11 protein-coding genes, 1 tRNA gene and 1 pseudogene are annotated in these 16,883 nt (G+C 57.6%); 9 read left to right on the top strand and 4 right to left on the bottom strand.

Annotated features, from left to right (window positions below):
• Positions 1-51: 51 nt before the first annotated feature.
• The 4 genes from RGM2987_RS24775 (at position 52) to RGM2987_RS24760 (ending at position 6,479) form a co-directional block, all read left to right on the top strand.
• Entirely contained in the window at positions 52-852 is an 801-nt protein-coding gene (locus tag RGM2987_RS24775) for an endonuclease/exonuclease/phosphatase family protein (RefSeq protein ID WP_245145482.1), read from the top strand.
• Between the two features lie 179 nt (positions 853-1,031).
• The gene (locus tag RGM2987_RS24770; protein WP_245145481.1) at positions 1,032-3,485 is read left to right on the top strand and encodes an autotransporter outer membrane beta-barrel domain-containing protein; all 2,454 of its coding nucleotides are present in this window, start codon (positions 1,032-1,034) and stop codon (positions 3,483-3,485) included.
• A 274-nt stretch (positions 3,486-3,759) separates the two neighbouring features.
• Positions 3,760-4,668, top strand: a complete 909-nt coding sequence (locus RGM2987_RS24765; protein ID WP_245145480.1) for an autotransporter outer membrane beta-barrel domain-containing protein — start codon at positions 3,760-3,762, stop codon at positions 4,666-4,668.
• 185 nt (positions 4,669-4,853) lie between these two features.
• Complete coding sequence (locus RGM2987_RS24760) at positions 4,854-6,479, top strand: NADP-dependent glyceraldehyde-3-phosphate dehydrogenase (RefSeq protein WP_245145479.1); 1,626 nt, start codon at positions 4,854-4,856, stop codon at positions 6,477-6,479.
• A gap of 7 nt (positions 6,480-6,486) precedes the next feature.
• On the opposite strand, the gene RGM2987_RS24755 is transcribed toward RGM2987_RS24760, so the two are convergent.
• A complete protein-coding gene (locus RGM2987_RS24755; RefSeq protein ID WP_245145478.1) occupies positions 6,487-7,380 on the bottom strand; it encodes a DMT family transporter in 894 nt (297 codons plus the stop codon).
• 132 nt (positions 7,381-7,512) lie between these two features.
• Between RGM2987_RS24755 and RGM2987_RS24750 the strand changes: the two genes are divergently transcribed.
• Positions 7,513-7,950 carry an Lrp/AsnC family transcriptional regulator gene (locus RGM2987_RS24750; protein WP_245145477.1) on the top strand — a complete coding sequence of 146 codons (438 nt, stop codon included), beginning with the start codon at positions 7,513-7,515 and terminating at the stop codon, positions 7,948-7,950.
• Between the two features lie 46 nt (positions 7,951-7,996).
• Here RGM2987_RS24750 and RGM2987_RS24745 read toward each other — a convergent pair whose 3' ends face one another.
• Together RGM2987_RS24745 and RGM2987_RS24740 are read right to left on the bottom strand one after the other, a co-directional pair.
• On the bottom strand, positions 7,997-9,346 hold the full coding sequence (locus RGM2987_RS24745) for a hypothetical protein (protein ID WP_245145476.1): 1,350 nt from the start codon (positions 9,344-9,346) through the stop codon (positions 7,997-7,999).
• A gap of 537 nt (positions 9,347-9,883) precedes the next feature.
• Positions 9,884-10,555 carry a Bax inhibitor-1/YccA family protein gene (locus tag RGM2987_RS24740; protein WP_245145475.1) on the bottom strand — a complete coding sequence of 224 codons (672 nt, stop codon included), beginning with the start codon at positions 10,553-10,555 and terminating at the stop codon, positions 9,884-9,886.
• A gap of 124 nt (positions 10,556-10,679) precedes the next feature.
• On the opposite strand from RGM2987_RS24740, the gene RGM2987_RS24735 reads away from it, so the two are divergent.
• The 4 genes and pseudogenes from RGM2987_RS24735 to RGM2987_RS24720 all read left to right on the top strand — a co-directional run bounded on the left by RGM2987_RS24735 (position 10,680) and on the right by RGM2987_RS24720 (position 14,049).
• A tRNA-Ser gene (locus RGM2987_RS24735) sits at positions 10,680-10,767 on the top strand.
• 134 nt (positions 10,768-10,901) lie between these two features.
• Complete coding sequence (tnpB, locus tag RGM2987_RS24730; protein WP_245145565.1) at positions 10,902-11,282, top strand: IS66 family insertion sequence element accessory protein TnpB; 381 nt, start codon at positions 10,902-10,904, stop codon at positions 11,280-11,282.
• Positions 11,283-11,622: 340 nt separating this feature from the next.
• A pseudogene (locus RGM2987_RS24725) lies at positions 11,623-13,000 on the top strand (IS1182 family transposase).
• 575 nt (positions 13,001-13,575) lie between these two features.
• Positions 13,576-14,049 (top strand): MarR family transcriptional regulator, encoded by a 474-nt coding sequence (locus tag RGM2987_RS24720; protein ID WP_245145474.1) that lies wholly within the window; start codon positions 13,576-13,578, stop codon positions 14,047-14,049.
• Here RGM2987_RS24720 and RGM2987_RS24715 read toward each other — a convergent pair.
• On the bottom strand, positions 14,039-16,837 hold the full coding sequence (locus tag RGM2987_RS24715) for an AMP-binding protein (protein WP_245145473.1): 2,799 nt from the start codon (positions 16,835-16,837) through the stop codon (positions 14,039-14,041). The genes RGM2987_RS24720 and RGM2987_RS24715 overlap by 11 nt on opposite strands.
• Between the last annotated feature and the right edge of the window lie 46 nt (positions 16,838-16,883).

Genomic DNA, 16,883 nt, shown 5'->3' with positions numbered 1-16,883 from the left:
CGCAGCCTCTCGCAAGTCGCATGAACAGGTACGTCTGATTCAGGAGCGAACGTGACTCAAGATCCCGATTGGCAGGCCCTGGAAACCATGCCATTGGACACCCCCGCCGCGGTTCATCGGTTGCGGGTTCTGACGGTCAATACCCATAAGGGCTTCACCGCCCTCAACCGTCGTTTCATCCTGCCCGAATTGCGTGAGGCGGTGCGCAGTACCGGTGCCGACCTGGTGTTCCTGCAAGAAGTACTGGGCGAACACGACCGCCACGCCTCACGCTACGACAACTGGCCCCAGACCTCGCAGTACGAATTTCTCGCCGACAGCATGTGGAACGACTTTGCCTATGGCCGCAACGCGGTGTACCCCGACGGCCACCATGGTAATGCACTGCTATCCAAATACCCGATCCGTCAGTTCCGTAACCTCGATGTCTCCATCACCGGCCCAGAGCGACGCGGGCTGCTGCATTGCGTACTGGAGGTACCCGGCCACGCCGAAGTCCATGGCATCTGCGTGCACCTGAGTCTTTTGGAAAGCCATCGCCAGCTTCAACTCAAGCTGTTGTGCCAATTGCTCGACTCACTGCCCGAGGACGCCCCGGTGATCATTGCCGGTGACTTCAATGACTGGCAATTGCGCGGCAACATCGCCCTTGCCCGCCGTGGTTACCTGCACGAAGCTTTCGAGCATCATCACGGCCGCCCCGCGCGCACCTACCCGGCGCGTTTCCCGCTGCTGCGCCTGGACCGCATCTACTTGCGCAACGCTTCCAGCCACGCTCCACAGATCCTCGGCAACAAGCCCTGGACACACCTGAGCGACCACCTGCCGTTGTCGGTGGAAGTGCATTTGTAACGCCCTCGCTGTCCCTTTCCACGGCGCGCCGACCTGTAAGTTCTGACAGTAGCGGCGCCGGTTTTTCGTTGCTACGGTGCCATCCCATACAGCGAGCGTTGCCAGGCCCTTGTGTGCCATCCGTTGTGCAACCGATGCTGAAACCGGCGTCCAGGGATGCCGACGCAGAGGGATAGCACATGAGCTTGCACGATCAAGGATTCAATCGGCTGTTCAACGCTGTGTGGGTTTTGCTCCTGTTCCAGTTCAATGCCCCGAGCGCCATGGCAGCCTGTACCCTGACGCCAACGGCGGGCGACGATGCCTATGTCTGCGACAGCGGCACCAGCGCCGGGCTGACGGACCTCTCGGGCAATAACACCTTGACCCTGCCGGCCAATGGCAGTGGCGTCATCCAGGGCGATGTCACCTTTGGCGCCGGCACCGATCACATCCAGATCAACCCCAACGGGGTCATCGCCGGTGACGTGGAACAGGGTTCAGGCATCGATGATTTCGTGATGAACGGCGGCAGCATCCAGTCCCTGGCCCAGGGCGATGGCCTGGATACCTTCCTGATGACCGGCGGCACCATCGTCGGTGCGTTCGAGGACGGCGATGAGGCTCGCATGACCGGGGGCACCATCGGCCGGGTCGACATGAAGCTCGACGACAACATTTTCGACATGTCGGGCGGCGAAATTCTCGGCAACCTGGTGACCGGGTTCGGCCAGGACACGATTATCCTGTCCGCCGGACGCATCGGCGGCAACGTCAGTGTCAGCGGCGGCAACGATAGCATTACCGTAAGCGGTGGAGAGATCGTCGGCCAGGTCCGGACCAGTTTCGGCGATGACCAACTGCAATGGAGTGGCGGTCTCATCCGTTCGGCGATCCTGATGGGCGACGGCACCGATACGGCGCTGTTGCGCAATCTGGATGAAGCCCTGCTCGCAACGACCCCCAGCCTGGATGGCGGCCTGGGTCAGGACAGCCTGACCTTTGAAGCCACGACCTCTGGCACCGGTGCCCGCTACGTCAACTGGGAGACGGTCAACCTGTCCCAGGGATCGCGCCTGGACCTCAATGACACGCTGGTACTGGGCGACTCTGCCACGGCTACGGGCGTGCTGAACATCGACAGCAGCAGCGTTCTGACGTCGACCCAGGGCAGCGTCAATCCGTTCACTGCCGGCCAACTGGTCACCCTCAATAACAGCGGCACGATCGACCTGACTCGCGACAATACCCGCACCAATGACAGCCTCACCGTGCAGGGTAACTATGTTGGCAGCAACGGCCAGTTGCGCCTGCAGACGGTGCTCGGCGCTGATGGTTCGCCCAGCGACAAACTGGTGGTCAATGGCGGAACGCTCACTGGTAATACCGCCATAGCCGTCACGAATGTCGGCGGTGCCGGTGGGTTGACAAGCCAGGACGGGATTGAAGTGGTCCAGGCCCAGGGCGGCGCGGTCAGCGACAACGGTGCGTTTTCCCTGGCGCAGTCGGTCTCGGCCGGTGCGTTCGACTATCGCTTGTTCAAGGGCGGCGTGACGGGCAATGCAAACAACTGGTACCTGCGCTCGACGGTAGTGGCCGGACCACTCGCGGCGCCCCCCGCTCCGTCACTGCCGAACGCCCCCGCCTCGCCGCCATTGCCGCCGCTGCCGGTGCCCGTCGCAGGTGCTGCGCCAATCCCGTTGTATCGTCCGGAAGTGCCCACCTGGTCCGCCATGCCTCCGGTCGCGGCGCAACTGACCCTGATGGCCTTGGGCACCTTCCATGACCGCCAGGGCGATCAGCGCCTGCTGACCGAGACCGGCGCATTCGGGGCCGGCTGGGGTCGTGTCTATGGCAAGGACCTGGACCAGACTTGGGCCGGCACGGTCACGCCGCGCTTCGACGGGTCCATCAAGGGTTTCCAGGTGGGCAGTGACCTGTACAGCGCACCAACGTCCGGCGGCCAGACCCAGCGCATCGGTTTCTTCGTGGGGCATACCGAATTGAACGGCAACGTCGATGGCTTCAACCTCGGCTTCGAAGGCCGGCGCGCAGGTAAAGTGGATCTCGATGGCGACAGCTACGGCCTCTATTGGACGCTCATCGACCCTAGCGGCGGCTATGTCGATGCGGTGGTGATGGGCACGCGACTCGATGGCGACAGCCGTTCCGAGCGCGGCCTCAAGATCGATAACCGCGGCCATGCCTTGACCCTCTCGGCGGAGGCCGGTTACCCCTTCGCCGTGGCGAGCAACTGGGTGCTCGAGCCCCAGGTCCAGATCATCCATCAGAAGGTCTCCCTGGACACCCAGGACGATGGAATCTCCCGGGTCGAATTCGATTCCGACAGTGCCTGGACCGGCCGTCTCGGTGCCCGGCTCAAGGGCCGCTACCAGGTCAGCGGCATGCCGGTGGAACCGTACCTGCGTGCCAACCTCTGGCACACGTTTTCCGGCACCGACACTGTGACGTTCGACAACACCGACCGGGTCCAGACCCAGCAGCGTTCCTCCACGGCCGACCTGGGTATCGGAGTCATCGTGAGCCTGGCGCCAGCGGTCAGTCTTTACGCAGGCGCCGACTACAGCAACAACCTGGACAGCAACCAACAACGCAGTGTAGCGGGCAATCTCGGGGTGCGAATCAGCTGGTAGGCCGGCGACGATCCGTTGACAGAAAATATGCCAGAGTAATCACTCCGTTAGATTGGCTAATCGAGAGTTTCTATACATTGGCGGTTTTCTTGACGCAGCCGCATCGGTCTTCTTGACTACAGCGTACTACCCCCGGAAACACAGTCAGGGGCAGCCTCTGGAACCCGTAGCGACGGGCCGCCAGCGGCTTGCCCTATCAATTCGGTCGCCCCTCATTCGGGGTAGGAGAGACGCCAGAAAGCGAGAAACGCATGCGATTGCAAGGCAGGCCCCCATGAAAACTTCCTTCCGCCCCCAAGAGATCACCACGACCTTCTACACCGTCTCGACTTCATTGCTGCTGCTTTCATCCATGGAAGTACAGGCCTGGCCCGCTGAAGAACTCACCAAGCCCTGGTATGGCTCACCTGCACCCGACAGCCTGAACGCCGGCCCTGGCCGGGACGCGTCGAACCGAAGCCCCGCACTGTTCACGTTGCGCAACGACAGCGGCCACACCCAGCGCATGGGCCTGGTCAGCGGACAGAATCAAATCATTACCACCGCCGGCGGCGTGCTGGTGACGCCCGTCATGGCCCAGTCGGAAACTGACGCGCTGAACCTGCACGGTCCAAGCCTCGGCGCCTACTGGAGCCTGACCGGCCCGACGGGCTGGCATGTGGACCTCAGTGCCAGTGGTGGCCGGGTCAACGGCTACAGTCGGACCGAACAAGGCCAACGCCAGGCGGCCGAAGGCAGCGCGGTGACGCTGTCGGTCGAAGGTGGCTTTGCGATCGGCATCTCCACCAATTGGGTGGTCGAACCCCAGGCGCAATTGATCAACCAGCGCGTCTCCCTCGACACACCGAACGCTGAGAACGGCAGCCGTAACGAAATGAGCGCCTGGAGCGGGCGTGTCGGCGCGCGACTCAAAGGCCGCTACCAGCTCAACGGCCTGGGCGTGGAGCCCTATGTGCGGACCAACCTGTGGCACACCGTGCAGAACACCGAGACCTTGAGCCTGGACAAGGTCGACAAGATCAGCAGCAGTCGCAAGTCGTCCACCGTGGAAGTCGGCCTGGGCCTGGTGGCCCGGGTCACGCCGGCGGTGAGCCTGTATGTCAGTGCCGACTACAGCAGCGATGTCGACGACAACGACCTGAACGGCATCATCACCAGCATGGGCGTGCGGATGCGCTGGTAAATTCCGCGAGACAGGGCCGGCGCAGCCAGTCGCCGGCCCGCTGCATTAGCCCAGGTCGAGAACGATCAGAAAAACCATCGCTGGCCCATCCCACTTAAAAACCACCTCCATTAAGGCGTATAACCCTAAAAGCGATCTACGCCTGCAAGCCTGCCCATGGCTCATTTCATTGATGGAGTAACGACATGACCAAAGCCCCCTTCCTCGCCGACCTGTTCCCCGACGCTGCCGATATCCCGGACGCTTATCGCCTCGAAGGCCCGACAGAGCAGCGCGAGTACCTGGTCGACGGCGTGCTGCGTACCTGGCAGGGGCCACTGGCCGTGGTCCGCAGCCCGGTCTACTTGACACGTGCCGATGGCGATGAGCAAGTGATTCTCGGCAGCACGCCGCTGCTGGATGCCGACACGGCCCTCACCGCCCTTGACGCTGCCGTGCGTGCCTACGATCGAGGCCAGGGCCAGTGGCCGACGATGCGCGTGGCCGAACGCATCGCTCATGTCGAAGCGTTCCTGGCGCGCATGCGTGAACAACGGGAGGCGGTGGTCAAGCTGCTGATGTGGGAAATCGGCAAGAACCTCAAGGACTCGCAGAAGGAGTTCGACCGCACCTGTGACTACATCGTCGACACCATCAACGCCCTCAAGGAACTGGACCGGCGCTCCAGCCGCTTCGAGCTGGAACAGGACACCCTCGGGCAAATCCGTCGCGTGCCGCTGGGCGTGGCGCTGTGCATGGGCCCTTACAACTATCCGCTGAACGAGACCTTCACCACTCTGATTCCTGCGCTGATCATGGGCAACACCGTGGTGTTCAAGCCGGCCAAGCTTGGCGTACTGCTGATACGCCCCTTGCTCGAAGCCTTCCGCGACAGCTTCCCGGCCGGGGTGATCAATGTGATCTACGGCAGCGGCCGGGAAACTGTCAGTGCGCTGATGGCCAGCGGCAAGATCGACATCTTCGCGTTCATCGGCACCAACAAGGCCGCCAGTGACCTGAAGAAACTTCATCCGCGTCCGCACCGCTTGCGTGCCGCCCTCGGGCTGGACGCGAAGAACCCTGGCCTGGTGCTGCCGGACGTGGACCTGGACAACGCCGTCAGCGAGGCCCTGACCGGCTCACTGTCTTTCAATGGCCAGCGCTGCACGGCGTTGAAGATCCTGTTTGTCCATGAAGACGTGGCGCCGGCCTTCATCGAGAAATTCAATGCCCGGCTTGCCGCCTTGAAACCCGGCATGCCGTGGGAAGATGGTGTGGCGCTGACGCCGCTGCCCGAAGCGGGCAAGGTCGATTACCTGCACTCATTGGTGGCCGATGCGGTCGCCAAAGGCGCAGCCGTGCAGAATGCTCACGGTGGCGAATCGCGCAGCTCGTTCTTCTACCCCGCGGTGCTCTATCCGGTGAATACCGCCATGCGCGTCTATCACGAAGAACAGTTCGGCCCGGTGGTGCCCATCGTGCCTTATCGTGACCTCAACACCGTGGTCGATTACGTGCTTGAGTCCGACTTCGGCCAGCAACTGAGCATTTTCGGCACCGATCCGGCACAAGTCGGCAAGCTGGTGGACACCTTTGCCAACCAGGTCGGCCGTATCAACATCAACGCCCAGTGCCAGCGTGGTCCGGACACATTTCCCTTCAATGGCCGGAAAAACTCGGCTGAGGGCACCTTGTCCGTCCACGATGCGCTGCGTACGTTTTCCATCCGCACCCTCGTTGCGACCAAGTTCCAGGACAGCAACAAAGCGTTGATCAGCGACATCATCCGGGAGCGGGATTCAAACTTCCTGACCACCGATTACATCTTCTGACGGTGCATTACGACAGGGCTGGGCGACGTAGCTTGATGCCCCAGCCCTGTTGCATGCCGGCAGCCGCCAGCAGGATCGCCGCTACGCCGAGCCATTGCAGCGACTCCAGTCGATGGCCGAAGGCAAACCAGTCGACGAAGATCGCCGCGATGGGATAGATGAACGACAGCGCGCCGGTAATCGCGGTGGGCAAGCGTTGGATTGCGCTGTACAGCAACACATACATCACGCCGGTGTGAACGATGCCGACGGTGATGAGGCTGGCCCAACCTTCAGGCTGTTGCGGCAAGGCCGAGAAATTCGCCCAGGGTGCCAGCAACAGCACACCTGTGCTGACCTGCACCAGCGCAATCAAGTGCGGTGGCGTGCCGGTCAGGCGCTTGACGATCAACGCCGCGATCGCATACAGCAACGCTGCACCCAGCGCCAATGCAATGCCCACCAGATAGTCGCCGCCGCCCTGCCCCTGCTCGCCATGCGCGCTGACGATGGCCAGCATTCCGAGAAACGAGACCGCGAGCCAGAACAGTTTCTGCGCGGTGATCTTTTCCCCCAGGAACAGCGCCGCCAACCCGACCAGCATGAACGGCTGGACGTTGTAGACCGCAGTACCAATGGCAATCGACGCCCGAGAGTAGGAAGCGAACAACAACACCCAGTTGCCCACGATCGCCACCCCGCTGAGCACCGCCAGCATAAAGGTGGTACGCGTCAGAATGCCCGGGCGCAGGAAGCCGAAACCGGCGCAGATCAACAGCAGGGTCACGGCGCCGAATACGCAGCGCCAAAACACCACATCCGGCACCGGCAGGCCCGAGACCAGCACGAACCAGCCTATGGTTCCGGAAATCAGCATGGCGGCCGTCATTTCCAGCGAACCACGGCGTAGGGACTTATCCATCTTCAGGCTCCTTCACAAGTGAGCCCAGTATGCCGAGCCAGCACGGGGCTGCTCCATAGCTTGAAAAAGGCTAGACTGCGCCTTGACCTTTTTTATCAAGGCAATTTTGCTGATTCGCCTAATGGAGTCACGATGACTGACGATATCGACCAGATTCTCATCAGCGCCCTGATGGAAGACTCGCGCCGCTCCCTCAAGGCCCTGGCGAACCTGAGCGGCCTGTCCTCGCCCAGCGTTGCCGAGCGCCTGCGAAGGCTTGAGGAACGTGGTGTGCTCAGGGCTTATACCGTCGAGGTGGACCCCAGGAGCTTCGGTTATCAGCTCCAGGCTATCGTGCGGATTCGACCGTTACCGGGCCAATTGCAGGAGGTGGAACGACAGATCCAGGCAATAGCCGAGTTTACCGAATGCGACAAGGTGACCGGCGACGACTGCTTCATCGCTCGACTGCATGTGCGCTCGATGGAGCAATTGGACACTCTGCTGGACAAACTCAATGTCCACGCCGAGACCAGTACGGCTATCGTCAAGAAGACCCCGGTCAAGCGGCGCTTGCCGCCGATGGTTTGAGCGGCATCAGGTTCCGGCCCCGGTGTGTCCGGGGCCGGTCGGCACGCTATTCCAGGCCTTCCACTTCTGGACTGCGTTGCACTTTGTACACCTCTTGCTGAGGCGCATTGCTCGCTTTCATCAGGTTAGTGGGCTTGATTTTATCGCAGGCATTTTTGCCGTCTGCATACACGCCGCTGTGGTTGCATTTCCAGTCGTAGAAATTTGCCAGTGCGGCAGACAATTGCAGACTGTAGTCGGTACTTTGGGTGTGCGGTGAAAAGGGTTGCCCGGCCGGGATGTTCTGGAACCATTTCATCCAGACATCCCCGCCTACCGGCGGCGGGTTGGGCTGGAAGGTCGGGTTCATCGGCGCCAATTGCTGGTACTCAGCGGTCATATGGCAACTCATGCAGGACGCCTGGGGATTGTCCACCGGGCCGTTGAGGCGTCCGTTCCAACCCAGATGGGTCGGCGGCAACTCCTTGGTGTTGGCATTGATCGCGCTCTGTTTCAGGGCCGGGTTGATTTTGGTTTCGGTCGGCGTCGGGTTGGTGAACGCGTTGCCGTTATCCTTGGGATCGTTGCCCCACATGATTCCCACCGGCACCAGGTTGTTCCAGTTAGCCTTGCCCGTCACGGCGCCGTTGTACTGGAACGTCCCGAAAAGCCAACCGGTATCTTTCACGCGGGTGTCGCGTACAGCGATATCCATCTGGATCAGCGCGACTTTTGTCACCGCCCGGTCGGTCGAAGTGAACGTCTTGGTGGTGTAGGCATTCCACAGCAAAGGATTGGCCAGGGACGGGACGGTGGTGGCGTCTATGTCGGCAAACAACGCTTTGCAGACCACGGTACCGTTGGGGAAGCTTTTGGGCTGCGACGTGTAGCTTGGATCAGGATTCTGCGGGTCTTTCCAGACCTGGCCAATGGTATAGGCACCTATATCGTTGTAGATGCCGACAGCATAGGTTTGCCCACTGCCTGTCTGAGTACTCGCCAATTGCAATGGCTTGATCGGAGCCTCCTTGGTCAGGCCACGAATACCCTCACGGCCGTTGGGTCCGTAATGCTGCCAGGGCATGTGATACCAGCGGCGGACCTTGTTCTTCTGCACATCCCAGGCAATCTCGGTATTGCCTTCCAGGCAATACGCCTTTACCTCGTTCATGTACGAGCGCCAGGTTTCAAAATCGTTGCTGAATGTCGTGGGCAGGTTTTTGAAGAATGTCGGCATCGAAGCAGGCCCGGGTGCCACGGTAGGATAGTCCTGGCTGAGCTGGAACAATTGCCCGGCATAGGCACTTTTGGGCGGAGCGAAGCCGAAATCAGGGAAGGTACCGGCCTGGACGGCCGACATGGATAAAGTACCTGCGAGGGCTAGCAGTGCTGCGATCTTTCCTTGGGGATGGTTCATCGATATCTCCTTATAGGGAAACGCCTGCCGTCCCATCGAATGGCTGGCCGATGCGCAGGGTCTCCTTCTGTTATCAGGCCTGGGCACAATGCCCAGACCCGCTCACGGTCCACGCTATTGTGATGTGACGCACCTCCTTCACGCCCGGAAAGCGGGCGCAATCAGACCTGGCCTTGTAGCCGAATGCGAACGATATCGAGGGAGTGTGCGGCGAAGATTTCGCGCTGTGATTGGCTGGCCGGCCTCATGCTGGCCCTGGCAAATGCGATCCCTTGTCATAGGTGTAGATCAATTATTCGGGAGCGCCATCATGTTGGGGATTTTTGTGAGTCATTGGCTATTGCAGCGGTCTCTGGGAAACCGTTGTGAGGCGAAAGGCTGGATATGAATGACACGACGCCTTCGCGGGCAAGCCCGCTCCCACACTTGGAACGTGGTGCAGCAGTCATCGCAGCACGGATATGTACGCAAATCCAAACCAAAAAAAACGGCGCTTCCCCTACTCGGGAAAGCGCCGTTTTATGTACCGCGATGCGATCAGTCGTCACGCCCCATCAGGCCAAACAGCTGTAGCAGGCTGACAAACAGGTTGTAGATCGACACATACAGGCTGATGGTCGCCATGATGTAGTTGCGCTCGCCGCCGTGGATGATCGCGCTGGTCTGGTACAGGATGCAGACCGACGAAAACAGTACGAAGCCAGCGCTGATCGCCAGTTGCAGGCCGCTGATCTGGAAGAAGAAGCTGGCCAGTACCGCACCCATCAACACGAAGAAACCAGCGGTGATGAAGCCGCCCAGGAAACTCATGTCCTTGCGGCTGATCAGCACGTAGGCGGACAGGCCACCAAACACCAGTGCGGTCATGGCGAAGGCCGAGCTGACGACTTCAGCGCCGCCCTGCATTTGCAGGTAGCGGTTGAGGATCGGGCCCAGCAGGAAACCCATGAAACCGGTCAGGGCGAAGGCCGATACCAGGCCCCAGGCCGAATCACGGAGTTTGTTGGTCAGGAAGAAAAGGCCATAGAAACCGATCAGCACGACGAAGATGTTCGGGTAACCCACCCGCATCTGTTGTGCGACATAGGCCATCACGCCGCTGAAAGCGAGCGTGAGTGCCAGCAGGCCATAAGTGTTGCGCAGGACGCGGCTAACCTCTAGCTGCTCAGCCTGCACGCTGTTGTTCACTGCGTAATCCTGTTCGCGCATGGCGACACTCCTCCGGTTTTGAAACATTCAGTGGCAAGGATAATAACAGACGCTCTGTAACAAGCTACGTAGAGAGTTTGACAGTGTGTTTCATTCGGGTATTATGGCGCCCGCAACGCAATACGGAGGTGTGGCCGAGTGGTTTAAGGCAACGGTCTTGAAAACCGTCGACTGTAACAGGTCCATGAGTTCGAATCCCATCGCCTCCGCCATTTTCTAACGTTAAAGCCCTGATTATTCAGGGCTTTAACGTTTCTACCGTTTAGCAAAAACTCACAACCCACACTTCAGCCCACACCCTCGATTGAGTATTGCTTTTCGACCAGCGGTCAATGTCAATTTTCGGATGCTAAATTGTCGCTGCACTCCTGCAGCGCGCTCCGGCACCGAAACAGTGCTTGTGCGGGTGGTCGCGGTGCTCGGTGCGGCACAGCCACATTGTGCTTATCTGCTCGCCAATCGCCGCGCCACTCGGATGAAAATTCTGGTGCATGACGGCTTCGGGATCTGGTTGGCTGCTCGCCGATTGAATCAAGGCAGATTTCACTGGTCTGGCATTCTTCATGGATCTGAAATGGAACTGAACCGAGCAGCTTCAGGCATTGGTGCTGTGCCTGCCATGGCAACGTGCAAGTTCCGAAGGCTTGATCACGCTGCTTTAACGGCCGCCATTAGTCCATCGACCTATCGCCGCAAATTGGCTGCTCTGGCAAAATCGGCGCCATGATTTCGCTCTCCAATCTCGATCACCTGCCCCCCGAGCTGCGCATCTAGCCGGTGCAGTTGATGACACGCGACGCCGTGGGATTCTTTGAAAATGACGTCTGGCATCTAAGTTCGGGTTTTAGTTGGCCACATTGGTTCCTATGCGTGCTTCGCCCAACGGAGGATCGATCAATGGTCAACAAAGACCTGCTTCCCTCGATGCTATTCAAACTCAATGAAAATAAGCTCGCGATCACTAAAGCCATTGAAAAGCTCTCCTACTCAGACTGTGTGAAAACCTAGCAATCTGCGCGGTGTTCAAAAAAATGCTCCGTATCGAAAGATACGGAGCATTTTTCGTTATGGCCTACATCCAAGGGCAGTCCCGTAGTCAGACCAGCCTGTTTCCGGTCTCGCTGGAAGAGTTGATCCCCGAGGATCACCTCGTTCGAGTCATTGACCTGTACGTCGCCAAACTGGATCTGGTGCAACTGGGCTTTGATAAAGCGCCTAAAGGCACTGGGCGCCCCTCTACGGTTATTTCCAGCGCATCCGTTCATCACGGCGTCTCGAGACCGAGTGCCAGCGCAACATCGAAGTGATGTGGCTGATCAACCGCCTCAAGCCCGACTTCAAGACCATCGCCGACTTCCGTAAAGACAACAAACCCGCTTTTATTGCGACGTGCCGGGCTTTCGTCCAGTTTTGCCGCACAGCGGGTTTGATCGCGGGCGATTTGGTGGCGATTGATGGCAGCAAGTCCCAGGCTGTTGCTTCCTCGCGGCGCCATACGAGTTTGCAGCGGCTAAAGCTCCAGGAGCAGAAGCTGGATAAACGCATTGCCCAGTGACTGGCCGATCTGGATGAGACGGATAAAAACGAAGCCGACGAGAAGGTTGACCGTCGCGCGATCAAGACGGCTTTGGCGCAACTTGAAATCAGGCATTCCAACAATCTGACGTGCCAAGCGCTGATGAAATCAATGGCACTTGAGCAATTCAATACCCACGAAAGCGATGCTCGAATGATGCGCACGCCGCGGGTCGGATACAACGTGCAAACCGCCTTAGACGCTGAGCATTGCCTGATCCTGCATCATGAAGTGACTCAGGACAGCGATGATCGCAAGCAACTTGAACCGATGGCCAAGGCCGCCAAGGAACACTTGCAGCAAGATGAGCTGACGGTCGCTGCCGATGCGGCCTATTCAAATGGCAAGCAGTTCCAGGTCTGTGATGATGGGAGCATCACAGCTTATGTACCGCCCAATCGATCAATTAACTCAAGCGGCGAGGAGAAGGTGTTCTTTGACCGAACCCTGTTTGCCTACGATGCATCGCAGGATCGCTATCAATGTCCAGCCGGTAAGTGGCTGACACTCAAACAGACCAGTAAGGGAGATCGCATTTACCAGGCGGCGGTAAGCGACTGCGCCAGCTGTCCGCTGAAAGCGCAATGCAACGAGGCCAAGCGTCGATATGTCTCACGCCATGCTCATGAAGAGGCTTTTGAGCGAATGGAGCGGCGAATGCAGGCGCACCCCGAGATGATGGTCAGCCGAAGATCATCCTGGAGCATCCGTTCGGCAACCTTAAACAATGGCTATTTGGCAACGCGCGCTTCTTGCTGCGACAGCTTGAGGGTACGAGAGCCGAAATGGCTTTGGCGGTGAACGCCTATAACCTGAAAAGAGCGATTAACGTGCTCGGCGCACGTCAGTTGATGGCGCTGATGGGCTGAAAAGCCTTTTCTCGTCTGCTGCCCGCACAAAACAAAACGCCCCGAATAAGTCGGGGCGTTTGCTTGACGTACCTTCAGCGTGTTTTCACACAGCCTGTACTGGTTACCTATATGACCAGCTCGATCCTGGCAGCCCAGGCCGTCAATGGATTTTCGGAAGTCGACGGTTTTGGGACAAAGATAAACTTTTTCAACTTTGCGTCGGTCGCATCATGACGCGCTGACTCCTGAGGGAGGATCGAGCGCACAGCATCGGGCATCAACTAAATAATGATCCCGGGCTTTCGATTGCCAAACTGATTACCACCGCCCACCCCGTTACCATCTAAGGAATAATTCCCCGCCCAACTGGATGACGTCGATTGCACATCGACCTGCTTGCTGTCAATGGGTGCCCTCACTGGCTAGCGTATTAGCCCTAGCCTGATGCTCACCATTACACGTTCGCAAACGATCGATGAGTGCGCTCCAGCGTACAGACCGTTAGAATAAATACGATGAGCTTACGCCTATGCGCGAAAAACCGAGGTCACAGCCATACTTCAAATGTCACCACCGGCCGGAAGGAGTCATAAATGGTGAAAACTGATCCCAAGACAGTTGAGCAGCTTTTGAATGAGTGCGTTTATTTTGACTTACGTCGTACGACCAGGCGGATTGGAAACCTGTACGATCAGATGATTGCGCCATCAGGGATTACATCCTCGCAATGGTCGTTATTAAGAGCAATTGATTTTGAGCACCATGCCGCGGTAGCCAAACTAGCTACGGATTTGGAAGTTGACCGCACCAGTCTCCGCCGAATGCTTGACCCATTGGAGCGGGACGGACTGATAACTGTGAAGGTAGATCAATCAGACAGACGGGCAAGACTTGTTGAGCTAACCTCTGAGGGGCGCATGGCATTGAAACAAGCGCACCGGCATTGGAAGATGGCCCAGGACAAACTGATGGATGTCCTGGGGGAGCCAGCCATGCGAGAACTGGTCCATGTTCTGCGCAAAGCCAACCGTGCAGTGCGGGAATCTCAAAAAAACCTCAATTTATAGCCGTTTCAGCCTCCACAATAGCGAATTTCATGACCTTTCCAATGGGGTTACGCGGTAGTGCATTCAAAAAAATGACGCGCCGTGGGCTCTTATAATGGGCAATGAGCGATCGGCAGCGCGATATTACTTCCGCCTCAGATAATGCACTACCGGACCGCAGTACGAGTGCCGCATTCACGCTCTCACCCCATCTTTCGTCAGAGCGACCATAAACGGCAGCCTCTTTGACTTCTGGGAACCCTAGCAGGACGTTCTCAACCTCCACAGCGTATACGTTTTCGCCACCGGTGATAATCATATCCTTTACCCGACCTTTAATTTCAATATTGCCGTGAGCATCAAATTCCCCAATGTCACCCCCATGGAGCCACCCTTTTTTTAGGGTAACTTCGCTAGCACTTGGATTATTCCAATACGCTGAAATTACTTGTGGGGATCGAACCACTATTTCCCCTCTGCCCATTCTGGCAAGACGCCCATCATGAGCGTCCACTATGCAAATCTCGCCTCCCAATTCAGCCCGTCCGACACAACCCGGAGCATGCTGCGCATACTTGTCATCTTGGCCGACTTCGTGCCGGGCGATGCTACCTGCCTCGGTCATACCGAGCGTATTGCTAACCTTTACCCACGGAAGCACCTTATGAATGCGATCAAGTAATACGCCAGGAAGAGGTGCCGAAGCCGATGACCAGTATCGAAAGGAGTGGAGCTGTCCCGCGCTACCGCGCTGCTCAATTCGGTCTAATAGATCGACGCCAATTGTAGGGGGGATAAACTGACCCGCAATTCGATGCTCAATCAACAGATCCAATACTGTGTCAACCTTGAACTCACTCCGAACCAGCGAAGACCCACCTGTGGTGAGAGCCCCGAAGATAGCCGGTTCATGTCCGGTGATGTGGAACATTGGGGTTGTGATTAAAAAGCTTCCAAGACGTCGTGTTCTAAACTCACTCGCCATACCAAGAAACGAAAACCACAGTACATTACGATTTGTTCGTACCGCTCCCTTTGGGAAGCCTGTAGTCCCTGCTGTATACAATATGGATGCTGGCCGCCGTTCGTCAGGCACGATACGTGGAGCGGGAGGTAAGTTATCAACTTGCACACCCGAAGCACTGGCAACCGTGGTGAGGGGGTCAAACTCTGCGAAGCGTACTGGACCTCTAACTAGCGTGCCGACCTGACCTACCACATCACCGAGATCGCGATTGTGGAGCAGAAGCTTAGCCCCGCTATCGTCCAACACAAAGGCAATTTCCTTAGCCATGAGCCGGAAGTTTATGGGTACACATATAGCTCCCAACGAATTCGCAGCCAAGTAGGAAATAACAAACTCCACGCTGTTACGCCCAATCACAGCAACCCGGTCGCCTACCCCAACATCAAGAGAATGAGAAAATATTTTCGCCAACTGCTCTACACGCGTCACCAGGTCTGCGTAGGAGATTTTGCGGCCGTCCGTATCAATGGCTAATTGCTCTGGACGCCAGCGGGCGCTGCGCCGAATCAGCTCGGTGACATCAATTTCCGAGACCCAATCAAGCTGGTTTTTTTCCAGGACTTTCAGCTTGGTGGTGACACTTTCGATAACAGTGCCTAGGTCGACACCGCCTTCCCGCGCAAATGAAAAACCATCTGAATGCATCACTACCTTCGTTGGGAGTCGACTCCAACCATCGGCGTAGAAACCGCACGATTCGTCCACTCCAAATCGGTCAACACTGATTTGCGGCGAGCGCGCTGCCAAGACCCCGTCGGCACCACTGCTCTGCTCAATTCCACTGGTGGAGACGACAGCTATGTCAACGCCAGGAAAACCATGCCACAAATCTCGGTCTGAAGAATACTCGGCAACGATCCCGTCGAGTGCACTTAAAAGCAACGGGCGAATTATTATCCCAAGCGCGTTGGCTTTTGCACTCCAGACTGGAATCACCGATGGCAAGGCTTCAGCCGCATCAATAGAGAGGATAACTGTAACTTTCGACTTTCCACTCCAAAGTCTGGAGAATGTATAAAACACCGCTTCAACATGCTTAGGCGCGACAACCAAAGTGTCAAAGCTCCGAAGATCAGGCTCGGTTCGGGAATTTCTAAACCGCTCCTCTTCAATATGATAAATTTCCACTCCACCAGCGAGACCAATAAATAGCAATATTTCAAATAACGCAGGGCTTAGAGAGCCTATCACTGCAATACGCTGGGTGCGATCCGTATGTATGGCGAATGTTCCAAAAAAACCGGTATAGGTTATTTGTCTATGTGTACGCCCGCCGCCGTATTGCCTACCAGTATTAGGAAGCGCCACAGCAGTCCACGCTATGACTGCGTCTTCATCCTCACCCTCCCCTTCATTAACCGAGCGGTTTTTTTCTTGTTCCAGATCGTGATCAGTTAACCTGAAACCGAACAGCGACTGAATATCCAACGCCTTGCCCGGCTGCTCGTGAGCAAAGCCACCGACTTGCCAGTGCGACTGTAATGGATCAATGGGCGGCTTCTCACTGCTACCCAGCACTGGCAATGCGTTCAATCTCGTCAGAGCCCAATATAACAAGGCATTCTCGACAAAACTGCTTCCTAACAATGCCACGCTATTGCCCGCGCGCACTCCAGCAGCAGACAGCGCTGCCGATAGGTGAAGGACATGGTCATAGACCTCAGTCCCGGACATCGACGGCCCTTCAAGGGCAGCTAACAAAGGCTTGTCATGAGCGGATAGTGTCCCGCGACGCAGGAGCGATTTTAAGTTGATTGCATTGACTTGATGAGGGTTGATCATGAGAGATAGGCCGCCTGGAAGTACTCAAGAGGCGTGAACAATATCC

The sequence above is a fragment of the Pseudomonas sp. RGM2987 genome, assembly GCF_022952855.1.
Taxonomy (GTDB): domain Bacteria; phylum Pseudomonadota; class Gammaproteobacteria; order Pseudomonadales; family Pseudomonadaceae; genus Aquipseudomonas.
The sequence above is the reverse complement of the archived record's forward strand: the minus strand, read 5'-3'. Positions and strand labels throughout refer to the sequence as shown.

Excerpts from the sequence above, each read along its gene's own strand:
- RGM2987_RS24770 (WP_245145481.1), top strand. The coding sequence starts at position 1,032 with ATGAGCTTGCACGATCAAGGATTCAATCGGCTGTTCAACGCTGTGTGG.
- RGM2987_RS24765 (WP_245145480.1), top strand. The coding sequence starts at position 3,760 with ATGAAAACTTCCTTCCGCCCCCAAGAGATCACCACGACCTTCTACACC.
- RGM2987_RS24760 (WP_245145479.1), top strand. The coding sequence starts at position 4,854 with ATGACCAAAGCCCCCTTCCTCGCCGACCTGTTCCCCGACGCTGCCGAT.
- RGM2987_RS24755 (WP_245145478.1), bottom strand. The coding sequence starts at position 7,380 with ATGGATAAGTCCCTACGCCGTGGTTCGCTGGAAATGACGGCCGCCATG.
- RGM2987_RS24750 (WP_245145477.1), top strand. The coding sequence starts at position 7,513 with ATGACTGACGATATCGACCAGATTCTCATCAGCGCCCTGATGGAAGAC.
- RGM2987_RS24745 (WP_245145476.1), bottom strand. The coding sequence starts at position 9,346 with ATGAACCATCCCCAAGGAAAGATCGCAGCACTGCTAGCCCTCGCAGGT.
- RGM2987_RS24740 (WP_245145475.1), bottom strand. The coding sequence starts at position 10,555 with ATGCGCGAACAGGATTACGCAGTGAACAACAGCGTGCAGGCTGAGCAG.
- tnpB (WP_245145565.1), top strand. The coding sequence starts at position 10,902 with ATGCTAAATTGTCGCTGCACTCCTGCAGCGCGCTCCGGCACCGAAACA.
- RGM2987_RS24720 (WP_245145474.1), top strand. The coding sequence starts at position 13,576 with ATGGTGAAAACTGATCCCAAGACAGTTGAGCAGCTTTTGAATGAGTGC.
- RGM2987_RS24715 (WP_245145473.1), bottom strand. The coding sequence starts at position 16,837 with ATGATCAACCCTCATCAAGTCAATGCAATCAACTTAAAATCGCTCCTG.